The sequence below is a fragment of the Pedobacter sp. ok626 genome (assembly GCF_900100435.1).
GTDB lineage: Bacteria > Bacteroidota > Bacteroidia > Sphingobacteriales > Sphingobacteriaceae > Pedobacter.
Genome location: NZ_FNEX01000018.1, coordinates 1 through 12,527 on the forward strand (window position 1 = coordinate 1; position 12,527 = coordinate 12,527).

Sequence of the window (12,527 nt, forward strand, 5' to 3'; positions counted from 1 at the left end):
GCTTTCGATGCCAAACCAGTCGTTAGATCTGTTGTATTTGCTTTTAATGCTAATCCAGCAGTAACTGAAGTTTGATCGGCCTTTAAGGCAATAGCATCTGTGGCGGCTGTAAGTGCTGTTTGATCAGCCTTCAATGCAATGGCATTTGTAGCAGATGTAAGGGCTGCTTGGTCCGCTTTTAACGCCAATCCTGATGCGACTGCCGTCTGATCTGCCTTTAATGCAAGTCCAGTAGTAAGTGCTATTTGATCAGCTTTTGATGCCAATCCAGTAGTAAGATCTGTTGTGCTTGCTTTTAATGCTAACCCAGCAGTAAGATCAGTAGTATTTGCTTTCAATGCGATCGCATCCGTAGCAGTATTAAGTGCCGTCTGGTCTGCCTTCAATGCCAAGCCTGCTGTTACCGCTGTTTGATCAGCTTTAGATGCCAACCCAACAGTAAGATCTGCTGTATTTGCTTTTAAGGCAAGTCCGTTTGTAAGGTCCACTGTACTAACTTTTAGTGCGATTGCATCAGTGGCAGCATTAAGTGCAGACTGGTCTGCCTTCAATGCAAGTCCAGCCGTAACCGTTGTTTGATCAGCTTTTGATGCCAAGCCAGTAGTAACATCTATAGTATTTGCTTTTGATGCTAGCCCGGTGGCAAGATCTGTTGTGTTTGCTTTGGCATCCAACGCAGTTTTCGTAGCAGTACTGATCGGCTTAGCTAGGTCACTCGTATTATCAACATTCCCTAATCCAACTTTTGATGGACTAATTCCTGTAGCAATCTTTGCATCCGTTACATTCCCATCCAATAATTTCGCAGTTGTTACCGCATCATTTGCAATTTTTGAGCTAGAAATAGCAGCATCACTAATGATGGGTGCTCCTGCTGTACTACCAGTCCCCGACAAGTCTCCCGCCAGCTGTATTTTTCCTTTCACACTATTCGTAGCATCAGGAATTGTAGCCGCGTTAACAACAACAGCATCAACATATGTTTTTACAGCTTTTACTGTCGGATATTTTATGTCGGAAGCACCATCAACATTTACATCAAGTGATTTATTAGCTAAAACTTCTTTTAAATTAAGTGCAGCTTGAGTAAGTGTACTAATTGGTTTATCGAGGTCTCTGGTATTATCAACATTATTTAAACCACTTATCCCAGAAACCCCTGGTACACCCTGCGGACCCATTGGGCCTGTTGCTCCGGTGGCTCCTACCGGTCCGGCAACCCCTTGAATTCCTTGCGGTCCTGCTGGCCCAATAGCGCCCTGAGGCCCCGTCGAAGCCGTAGATTCATTACTTGGAGTCCAGGCTGTTCCATTCCATTTTAATATCTGTCCCGTTAAAGGAGCCGTAATACTTATTGCAGACCCCTGTAATTTATTTACTGTAGGATTAGGATAACTCCCACCCAAATCTCCGCCAGCAGTACCTGCAGGAGATGCAGAACTTGCATAGATTGCATAAGGAACCGACTGAAGTTGAGAAGTTCCCATATCTATAAAACTACCTCCTCCAGCGGGATCTATCTCTACCTGAAGAAACTTATTTCCCGTACTCCAATCAATTGAGGCCATCGATCCATTTTGTGTAATCGCTCCGGCACTGCCAATTACAGCCGTAAACAATCCAAATTTGTTAGTGGTACGCTGCCGGGTTTCCGAATAAACGCTATTTCCACTTGCACCACCATCTCTAATGGTCAACCTTAACCGGATAGACTGATCGGCAACAGGATTACCGTCAGACTTCCTTGCTACCCCTTGATAGTTAATTTGGGGAAGCTGTTGAGCCATAACACTGGTACAACAAATCAGTATAAATGCAAGAACAATTAAAAAAAATCGAGTTTGCGAAAGTTTAGACATATAGTGCTGAGTTCTAATTTAGAATGGTAATGAAGCCTTTGACAATTTCAAACTTGCCGTTTCTTTTAAGTTTGAGGACATAATAATAAGTGCCTTCGGTAAGCAGCTTACCTGAGAAATACGCTGTCCAATCGTTTTGATAATTTTTGGTTTGAAATACAGTCCTGCCCGAGCGGTCAAAGATGGTTACTTCGTTTTCTGGAAATTTTTCGAGATCTTTAATCATCCATACATCGTTTACTCCATCACCATTTGGTGTGAGAATATTGATAGGGAAAACTAAAGGGCCGGCAGCAATAATCAGGTTACTAACAATAGGCTGCAGTACCCCATTTGTGACGCTTACTTGCCGATTAATCATAGTTTCAACAAGCGCAACTTCCCCTACACTCCACTCGTAGGTAAAGTCTTTTTGGGCATAAGCATTACCAGAGGAGTTTATAACAGCTGCCCCTACACTTTGTGCCTGACTGCTTGTAGTCGTCAGAAAAGTGAATATAAAACACAGCCAATACCTCATGCAGCAACAATAGCTTTTAGCATAACAGTTTGGTTAATTAAAATAAAATGATTCCCTCTTTGTATCCCGACAAATGATTATAGAATTCGAAACAAAGGTATCAAAGTTGTTGCATAGATTACAAAATCCTAATGTTAAATATCTCTAACTATTCAATAGTTACACTAATTAGAAACACAACCCCTTAATTATTAATAAGATTACCAATCAAAGCAAACATAAACGCCCCCCTATTACAACTGGCCATAAGCATCGAATTGGCACTAAAAACAAAAAAAGCCTTTGCAGATTTTCAATCTACAAAGGCTTTTCAAGAGTTAATCTCTGATTTATTTACCCAAACTTAATCTTAAGTTCAATTCAAAACTACCATTCGTATAAGCACTCAATGCAGAAGTCTGTGTAGTATAAGTTCCGCTGATCAGGTATTTCTTTTTGTAATCCATACCCAAGCCAAAAGTCGCATTCTCAGAACTATGGTACATCCCCATCAAAAACACCTGTTTATTAGCAATGCTCAATTGCGCTCCGGCATCCCAGATGTTATCAAATCCTTTTACGCCACGGTAAGCAACTTTAGGCTCTACATCCATCCCCTCCATGCCTTCGCTGAGACTGATCTTATAACTCACTGCTGAGTAAAAAGTAGCCACATCGGCCAGCTTTATCACATCCTTTTTCAATACACTTTTAAGGTTAGGAATGGATGCTTGTACATTCAGTTTATCCGAGGTATAAGCCATCCCAAAATCGCCATCCAGATAGGTTTTACGATCATTGTACTGACCTACAGTCGGATCGGCAGGATTGCCATAAATATCTGCATTCTCCAAACGCTGACTCATAAAACCCAGCGATACCCCAAAGTGCAACTGATGATTATTTTCATTCAATTTCAAGTGATAAGCGTAACTACCTACCACACGGGTTTGTCTTTGCAAGCCAGCACTTTCATTGTTTACTGTTAACCCTAATCCTACTTTATTGAAACCATAATCAACAGTCAGGTTTTGGGTTAAAGGTGATCCGGGAACATTGCTCCATAACTTTCGGTAAGCACCATTTACTTTTATACCTTGTCCCGCCCCCGCAAATGCAGGATTGATTAAATACTGATTGGTATAATACTGCGCAGATAAAGGATTTAGCTGAGCTTTTGAGGTAGTACTGATTGCCGTAACGGCAATCAGTACTAATGTTTTATATATAATTTTCATCTGGTTTTTAATATTAAATACTATCGTGTTTGTTCGGTCCTGATAACCGTGATATAGCCCTTAAACGCAGCTCTGTTAGTTCCAAAGTCGATCAGGTAATAGTAAGTACCTTCCGCGAGTGGTGCTCCATTCAGTGTAGCCTCCCAACTGTTGTCGTATCCCTTTTTACTGTATATCAGACGTCCGCTCCTGTCAAAGATCTTCACCTCATTGTTCGGATAGAAATCAATGTTATCAATTATCCATTTATCATTTATCCCATCACCATTCGGAGACATAATGTTGGTCGCTTTGATTTTAACCAGATCGTCCAGCACCTTGATACTGAAAGTTTGTGTTTCCGAACATCCACTCGCATTGGTTACTGTTACCGTATAAGTGGTGGTTTCCCTTGGCCTTACTTCCAATGTTGAAGTAGTCAGGCCTCTAATGATGCTGCTGTGGTTTGCCCATGCGTAGATAGCACCACCAGTAGCGTTTAAAAATACAGTTTCACCTTTACTTACTTCAATACTATTGCTGCCGGTGCTAGTGCCTTTATCTGCAGTAATGGATACTACAGGTAGCGCGTTCACCGTCAACACAAAAGCTCTGCTGTAGGTATCCACACCCCCATTAGCTGTTCCACCATTGTCTTTTACCGTTACGGTAATTGTTGCTGTTCCCGAAGCACCGGTTTTAACGCTATAGTTAATGATAGCGGTTGCACCCGAGCCAGAAACACTTAAACTTTGTAACAAAGCACTGTTATTTCCGACAACGCTGAGGCTTGTACTTTGTGTGCTTTCCGGACCGGCACTAATGCCTGTTAAATTGATGTTCTGTGCAGTTGCAGTATAACAGATGGTCTGATTGGCAATAGCGGCCAATGTCGGCAATTCATTCACATCACTTAAAGCAATGGTAAAAGTTTTATCCAGACTGAAACCATACTGCGTAGTGCTTCTTACCCTTACACTATAAGTTGTTTTATTTTCATAATCCAGACTGGCAGCAGTTAACAGCTGATTGCCACTAATACTGAACAAAGCATTATCAGTATCGCCAGTACCTGAAACCAGGCTATAGGCAAATGTTGCATTAGGATCATCAGAAGTACTGCTTAGTGTTCCTGCTGCAGTTCCCGTAGCCTTATTCTCATATAATGTCACTCCCGCAAGCAGCACATTTGTAGGCGCTCCCGGTTTTACAGTCAATGTACCATTCACATAACTGATCTGATAATTAGCAGCTACTGCTCCTGAAGGAACAATAGTATAAGTTCCGATCGGGCTACTCGTTGTTGCTGTTGTACTGAATATCGCCGGCGTAGTCAATACAGCACTCGTTTCTCCATTTACAAGGCCAGTGTATTTTGCAGTAAATGTCGGATTAGTAGTACCTGTGAACTTTTCTTTATCCTCGCCAATAATACTCAGTGGCGCTTTGCCAATGGTTAGGCTTGCCGTAGTGTAGTTTAATACATAGTTGCTGCTCAGCGCCAACGTATTCTTATTAATGGCATAGGTTCCAACATTTTCACCTGCAGCCCTATTCAGACTTCCGCTAAAGGTATCTGTACCAATCAGCGCCGGACTGAAGGTATAAGCCAGTGTCGGATCTGCAGCACCATAGATTTTGTTAGCAGCTGTAGCAGTCACACCAATGCTTTTTGCACCGATGTTCAGGTTAGCAGAAACATAAGTAATCTGGTAATTAGGCCCTGCAGTTACTGTTCCCTGGTTAATCGCATAGCCACCAATGTTTTCGCCGATAGTCCGGTCTAAGTTTCCTGTAAAAACATCCGTACCGATAAGCACCGGACTGAAACTATAGGTCAGTGCCGGATCTCCATCACCGTATGTTTTGTTTTTGGCAACAGCGGTTACAGTTAGCACTTTTGTAGTAATGCTGAGGTTCGCCGGTACATAAGTAATCAGATAGTTGTTATTTAAAGCAAGAGAGCCCTGTCCGATAGCATAGTTTCCGATATTTTCACCAGTTGTTCTGTCTAAGTTTCCAGTAAATACATCTGTTCCAATCAGCGCCGGGCTGAATGTATATGTTAACGAAGGATCCGCTACACCATACGCTTTGGTTTTAACAATAGCAGTAACGGTCACTGTTTTTTTGGTAATGCTGAAATCAGCAGGTGTATAGGTAGTGTTATAATTACCGTTAAGTGCAAGTGTACCCTGACCGATAGCATAGTTTCCTATGTTTTCCCCAGAAGCTCTGTCCAATGTTCCCGTAAAAACATCTGTTCCGATCAATGCTGGACTGAAAGTATAAGCAAACGCTGGATCCGCCGCTCCGTATGCTTTACTGCCCGCTGTTGCGGCGATAGCAATTGTTTTCTTCGTAATATTCAGGTTTGCCGTACTAAACAATAAAGTATAGTTTGCTCCAGCAGAAAGTGTTCCCTGAGAAATGGCATAGCTACCAATGTTTTCTCCAGAAGTTCGGTCCAGCGTTCCGGTAAATACGTCCGTTCCAATCAGTTCCGGAGTAAAGGTATAAGTCAATGCAGGATCAATATTACCATAAACCTTCGTTTTAGCAGTTGCAACTACGGTAACGGCCTTGGCAGTAATGGATAGGTTAGCTGGCACATAGGTAATCTGGTAGTTTGCACCCAAACTCAGACTGCCCTGACCAATGGCATAATTACCTGCATTCTCTCCAAGAGCACGGTCTAGACTTCCTGTAAAGTTATCCATTCCGATTAGTGCAGGTGCTACAGTATAAATAAAAGTAGGATCTGTATCTCCAAAAATCTTGGTTTCAGCAGCAGCAGTTATTGTTATCGATTTCGCAGTAACCTGCAAGTCAGCCGAAGTAAATGTAATCGTGTAGTTTGCATTTAGCGCAACTGTCCCCTGATTGATGCCATAAACGCCAACATTGTCACCTGCAATACGCTCCAGTGCCCCTGTAAAGGTGTCAGAGCCAATTAATGCCGGACTGAAAGTATAAGTGAAAACTGGATCAGCTGTGCCATATATTTTGGTTTTAGCAACAGCGTTAACTGCGATATCCTTTTTGTTCACCACCAGGTCTTGAGTTACGGGAGCGGCCGCAAGGAAGGCAGCGTCTCCGATCTGTGATGCCGTAATAGTGGTTGTTCCTGCTGCCAGAATAGTTACTGTACTTCCCGATACTGTGGCTACCGCGGTGTTGCTGGAAGTATAAGTTACAGCTAATGCCGAACTGCTGCTTGCAGTCAGTGTAACCGGAGTTGCACCATAAACTGAAGCTACAAGCGGATTAAAGGTAATAGTTTGAGTTCCTTTAGGGGTAGACACAATATTACCTGATTTAGCACCTTCATTTCCCGTTGCATCCACAGCAGAAATGCGGTAGAAATAACCGACACCATTGGTCAGTCCTGTATGGGTATACGTTAAAGTTCCTGCCGGAATGGTCTGAATAGCTATGGCCGGGTTAATGCTTGTTCCTCCATAAAGAATGTATTTGTCCAGATCTGGAGCCGGACTTGCATTCCACGTGATAGTGTTCTGTGTATTTCCAGCAGTAGCTGTCAAGCCCGTAGGCGCAGCGGGAGCAGTTCTGTCAACAAGCACACTGCTGCTGTTGGTAGTTGCCGTTACCGGGGTCCCCGGATTTCCGGGTAAATCTGAAAAAGCAATATTAAAGGCAAGGATCCCTTCAGGGGTGAGTCCTGATACCGTTTGAGTTGCCGTCCAGCTGTTGCCTCCACTATTGCTCGGGGTTACCGCGATTCCCCCCATGGTTACCGTTGGGGTGGCAATGACTTCTGAGGCCATAAAATTCAGCGTGATGATATTCCCTGCTTTTGCTACGTTCGTCATCAGGTTATTTGAAGCAATGGTTACTCCGCTGAGGGTCGGGACCATTTTGTCATAGGTGACGCTGCTGCTGTTGGTGGTTGCAGTGATGTCTGTTCCGGCATTTCCGGTCAGGTCTGTAAAGGCAATATTGAAAGCAACAGCACCCTCTGTTTCTGTACCCGTTAAGGTGTAGGCAGCAGTGAAGCTGTTTCCTCCGGCAGAGGTGGGTACAACAGGATTTCCTGCGATGGTTACTACAGGAAGTGCGACGGCTTCTGAAGCGGCAAAGGTTAAAGTGATAATATTTCCTGTTTTAGCCGTTTGATTTGAAGCGTTATTGGAGACAATAGCTACCGTAGTTAAGGCTGGAACGGTCTTATCAAAAGTCACGCTGCTGGCATTGGTGGTTGCAGTTACTGCAATTCCAACATTTCCGGCAACATCTGCAAAGGCGATGTTAAAGGGAATGATACCATTGGCATTTGTTATTTGTGTGGTATAGGTTGCTGTCCAGTCGTTTGCAGTGATATTGGTCACCGTAGCGGTATTCCCAAAAATGCTCACCACTGGTGTACCGATGGTTTCAGAGGCGGTGAAGCTCAGAGTAACCACATCTCCTGTTTTTGCTTTTGCGGTATTTGCATTATTGGAGGCAATGGTTACGTTAATTAAGGTTGGAATGACTTTGTCGATGGTATAGACCTCTCCGGCAGTATATCCTGCCTGAATCTCGTTACCAACCGTGTTGATGATACCTGTTCCTGAACTTTTAAGGTCCAGTCTTAAGGTTCCCGATCCTGTTCCGGTGTTTACCGTAACTGTCCTGGTATTGTTACTTCCTGAGACGAAGGTAACTGCAGGAGCGGTGATCCCTGTAGAGGTAATGCTGAAATCGGAGGTGTTGACACCAGTTACGTTTTCAGAGAAAGTTACTAAAAACTGGGCTGAAGTGCCATTGATCGCGGCATTACCAGTTCTGGTGATGCTCAGTGTGGTTGGCGCGGTGGTATTGATGGCGATATCTTTGTTGGCACCTAAAGATCCAGCCGCTCCTGGAGCGGCGAGGGTTAAAGTGGCATCGTTTCCTGCAGCATCTTTAATGGTTCCTGCTGCAAGGGAAAGCGCAGTGGTGCTGGCCTGATCTAGGTCAGCGATACTTTGGTTAAGCGCTACAGTGTAGTTAAAGACCAAAGTTGTTGTTCCGGAGCCACTGGCATAACTTGCCGTTCCTCCTGAATTCAGACTAAGGGTTGGTGTTCCTGTTACGATCACCGCTTCAGAGAAATTGACTGATACGGGAATAATGTCATTGATTTTATGGGTTCCGTTTGCCAGACTGGAGCTCACTGAACTCACTACCGGTGAGGTAGTGTCGATAACAATATTTTTGTTGGCACCCAAAGAGTTTGCAGCTCCAGGGGCGGGTAGAGTTAATGTGGCATTATTTCCTACTTCGTCACTAAGTGACCCACCATTCAAGCTGAGTGCGGTCGTGCTGATATAATCCAGATCGGCGCTAGTATTTCCAGCCTGTACTGTATAGTTAAAGCTGAGGGTTGACGTTCCTGAACCACTGCTATAATTGACTGTTGCACCAGAATTCATAATGAGCTGGGGAGTTCCTGTAACCGTTATAACTTCCGAAAAATTCAGATTAATGGCAATCACATCTCCTTCTTTATAAGTGCCATTGGCAGTGCTTGAGTTTACAGAAGTCAGGGTCGGAACAATCCCATCTATAATAATATCTTTATTCGCACTTAAAGAACCCGATCCCCCTGGAACAGGAAGCGTCAAGGCGGCGTTAAAACCATTGCTAACAGCCTTAATCTGCCCACCATTAAGAGTCAGAGCTTGTGAATCAAAATAACTAAGCCTCGAACTATTGTCTCCATCTTCTACAGTATAATTAAAGGTAAGCGTACTTGTACCAGTACCTGAAGCATAATTAATTATTCTATCCGTTGTACCTGTTTCCAGTTTAAGCTGCGGAGTATTTGTAACATTTACGGGTTCAGAAAATGAAACATTTACCGGAATTATCTCTCCTACCTTATAGCTCCCATTAGACTTCGTCGAACTTACACTACTTGCATATACATGCGCCGTAATGGATATTCCATTAATTGCTGGCGAGATAGGACTCCCCGAAGTAAATATTCTGACTTCATCTACATTGTTAAAGCTACTATTTGAACTTAAGTCAACAACAACCCTATTACCGTTAAAATTACCAATAAAGCTACTTGTAGCTACCTGAACATTATCCCGATAACCTCTTATATTAACAATATCCCCAGATTGCCATCCCCAATCATACCAACTGAAACCATTAATTTTAAATTCTGCTCCATCTGCACTTTTGATAGCAGTACCATACCAATCAGCGGCGTTGAACGTCGTTAATCCGGTAAACCCATCAGTTCCTGACAACTGGATATCGTTTTTCCATTCCATTGGAAAATTCAATTTGGCACCTGAAATATCAGTGATATTAAAAATCTGTAAACTGAGGCCTGGAATATTAGTGGATCCCCCCTCACCATCCTGGGCTATACCATCAGCCCAATTTGTTGCGTCATTGCTGTTAAACGTTAAGACTATTGGGGTTTGCGCCTGGATTTTAAAAATAGTCAGGCAAAGAAATAAGAATAGTAAAATTCTCTTCATAGGGAGGTGTTTAATTTAGATTAATATTTGTATAGTAGTAATACCGCCCAAAAATAGGCTATGTATTTTACTATAGATTAAATATAGTATTATTTTTTCTTCCAACCATTCAATAATTAGAGGAAATACAGAAATTTATGAGACTTTTTTTTGCGAGAAAAAAGCTTTCGGCATTAGACCTGTCTCTTTCTTAAAAGCATTATAAAAAGTGGCAAGACTTTTAAAACCAGACTCATAAGCCACAGATTCGATGGTCATTTTATCAGACTTAAGCGGGTATTGATCTATAAAAAAAATAATTCGGTATCCGTTAATCCAATCGCGAAAATTTTTATCCAAAAAACTATTGATAACGAATGAACAATGGTGTACGGGAATATTAAGCTCATTAGCTAGCTCAACAATTTGAAAATTAGGCTGAAGATATGGCTTTTTGTTTTCCATAAAAGACTTCATCAAATCAGAATAAGTAGCTAACTGATCAGGCAAAAGGTTGACTTTCTTCACCGCCACTGTTGTCTTCGGAAGTTCTTTAACTTCCTCCGGTTTTTTTTCCATATCTACTGCCACAAACAAGTAGCCATAAAATAATTTCGGCTGATGCATGATAAATACAACGATCACCAAAAGCACTACGCAATTAAGTATAATGAAAGAAGTATTAAATATCGGTTCTTCTACATCCCATATCATCAATGGTATAAAGCTCACCAATTGAAAAAAAGTAGCGGCTCTTATAAAAAAGAAGATCCACTTTTTACCATTTGCATCAATATGTTCATCAATCACTTTTGATTTGAGTACAGCAAACCAGGTTGCCGTTAAATATACCAGCAACAAGAAAGGTCTGCCCAGGTAATAAAACCAAGAAGGGAATACCCCACTCCTTTCTGTTATAAAAAGTTGTTTATTATCTCTAATCTGATCCGCAATAACATCCCATTTTATTTCAGGCGAAAAGGGCAATGGCAGCAAATGAATAATGGCCAGAAAAGCGGGAATAAAATGCAGCCATTCAAACTTACGGAGCTGAGTACGTCCATTGATAAAATGGGTTACATACAAGTAAAAGCAAACAGGAGCAGCATAATAAAATGGAGCTGCAACCTGATAAAAAAAAGAAAAAACATCCTGATCCTGCGAATTTACAAGCAGTGAAACCAGTACCTGACCAAATCTGGCGATAAAGATAATAGACAGTAAACGATTCAATAGTTTCACACCTCGTTTTGCGAAAAACAAGTGCAAAGAAAGTAAGAGCAAGAAAAAACAACTAATACTTGAAAAAAAGATCAAAGCCCTATATTTGATGGTGCAAGATATGTGTTTTTCTTTAAAATGAATATTATCATTTTACACAAGCAAGCAACAATCGGGTTTTAATACCAAATAATTTTAATGATTTTCGCAATCAAGATTAAGCCCCGCTTCTAATTTTTAAATTAAAACAAAATGGATTTATTTAGTAACGAAACAGTTGAGAACAAAAATCTATTACCTTATGATGGTACAGTAAAATATTATGGCAAATTAATGTCTTCGCAAACGGCTAATCATTACCTGGATATATTGTTGAATACTATCGAATGGAGAAATGATGAGGCGGTCATTTTTGGCAAACATATACTCACAAAACGAAAGGTAGCCTGGTACGGCGAAAAAGAATTCGAATACACGTATTCAAATGTCACAAAAAAAGCACTACCCTGGACCCCAGAGTTACTTGAATTGAAAACATTAGCAGAAAAAACACTGGGAGAAACATTCAATTCCTGCCTGCTTAATCTTTACCATACTGGAGAAGAAGGTATGGCCTGGCATAGTGATGGGGAGAAAGATTTGAAAAAGAATGGAGCTATAGGCTCTATGAGCTTTGGAGCCGAAAGGAAATTTGCCTTTAAGCACAAGCAAAGCAAGCAAACCGTTTCTTTAATTCTGGAAAACGGAAGCCTATTGGTGATGAAGGATCACACGCAAACTCATTGGTTACATCGGCTCCCTCCTACCAAACAAACGCATAAGCCCAGGGTCAACCTAACCTTTCGAACGATCGTATCCTGAGCCTCTCACTTATCTTGCTATATAAAATCCTCCCTGTGTGGGCTAAATACATCTATTAAAACCCCAGGTTCCAGACATACCGACCCATGTAAAGTGTTGGGTGGTACATAAAAACCATCACCAGTTTTTAAGATCTGTTTATCATCTCCAATAGTCAGTTCAAAAACACCACTTTCTACATAGCTAACCTGCGTATGCGGATGTTCGTGAATTGAACCTACAGCATCTTTCTCAAATTTAACTTTCACCAACATTACACGGTCATCGTAACCATAAATCTGTCTTTGGATACCAGGAGATGCATATTCCCAGGGAATATCTGTACCCTGCTGAAAGTTTTTGCTTTTTAATAAATCACTCATATTTTATTATATCTAATTACACAAGATAAGCCATCAACAATGTAGCG

At 41.7% G+C, this 12,527-nt stretch carries 6 protein-coding genes and 1 pseudogene; 1 reads left to right on the forward strand and 6 read right to left on the reverse strand.

The window, feature by feature from the left end; all coding sequences use genetic code 11:
- From BLS35_RS28330 to BLS35_RS21900, 5 genes and pseudogenes are all read right to left on the reverse strand, one after another.
- Positions 1–1,787: pseudogene (locus tag BLS35_RS28330) on the reverse strand (collagen-like protein); the annotation flags it as partial.
- 85 nt (positions 1,788–1,872) lie between these two features.
- Positions 1,873–2,379 carry a gliding motility-associated C-terminal domain-containing protein gene (locus BLS35_RS21885; RefSeq protein WP_090785567.1) on the reverse strand — a complete coding sequence of 169 codons (507 nt, stop codon included), beginning with the start codon at positions 2,377–2,379 and terminating at the stop codon, positions 1,873–1,875.
- Between the two features lie 329 nt (positions 2,380–2,708).
- Positions 2,709–3,596, reverse strand: coding sequence for a PorP/SprF family type IX secretion system membrane protein (locus BLS35_RS21890; RefSeq protein WP_090785568.1), 888 nt, complete (start codon positions 3,594–3,596; stop codon positions 2,709–2,711).
- A gap of 20 nt (positions 3,597–3,616) precedes the next feature.
- Positions 3,617–10,057, reverse strand: coding sequence for an MBG domain-containing protein (locus BLS35_RS21895; RefSeq protein ID WP_090785569.1), 6,441 nt, complete (start codon positions 10,055–10,057; stop codon positions 3,617–3,619).
- A gap of 135 nt (positions 10,058–10,192) precedes the next feature.
- Positions 10,193–11,278 (reverse strand): helix-turn-helix domain-containing protein, encoded by a 1,086-nt coding sequence (locus BLS35_RS21900; RefSeq protein ID WP_132226012.1) that lies wholly within the window; start codon positions 11,276–11,278, stop codon positions 10,193–10,195.
- Between the two features lie 231 nt (positions 11,279–11,509).
- Here BLS35_RS21900 and BLS35_RS21905 point away from each other — a divergent pair, with 231 nt between their 5' ends.
- Complete coding sequence (locus BLS35_RS21905) at positions 11,510–12,118, forward strand: alpha-ketoglutarate-dependent dioxygenase AlkB family protein (RefSeq protein ID WP_090785571.1); 609 nt, start codon at positions 11,510–11,512, stop codon at positions 12,116–12,118.
- Positions 12,119–12,135: 17 nt separating this feature from the next.
- On the opposite strand, the gene BLS35_RS21910 is transcribed toward BLS35_RS21905, so the two are convergent.
- Complete coding sequence (locus tag BLS35_RS21910) at positions 12,136–12,480, reverse strand: cupin domain-containing protein (RefSeq protein WP_090785572.1); 345 nt, start codon at positions 12,478–12,480, stop codon at positions 12,136–12,138.
- Positions 12,481–12,527 lie beyond the last annotated feature (47 nt).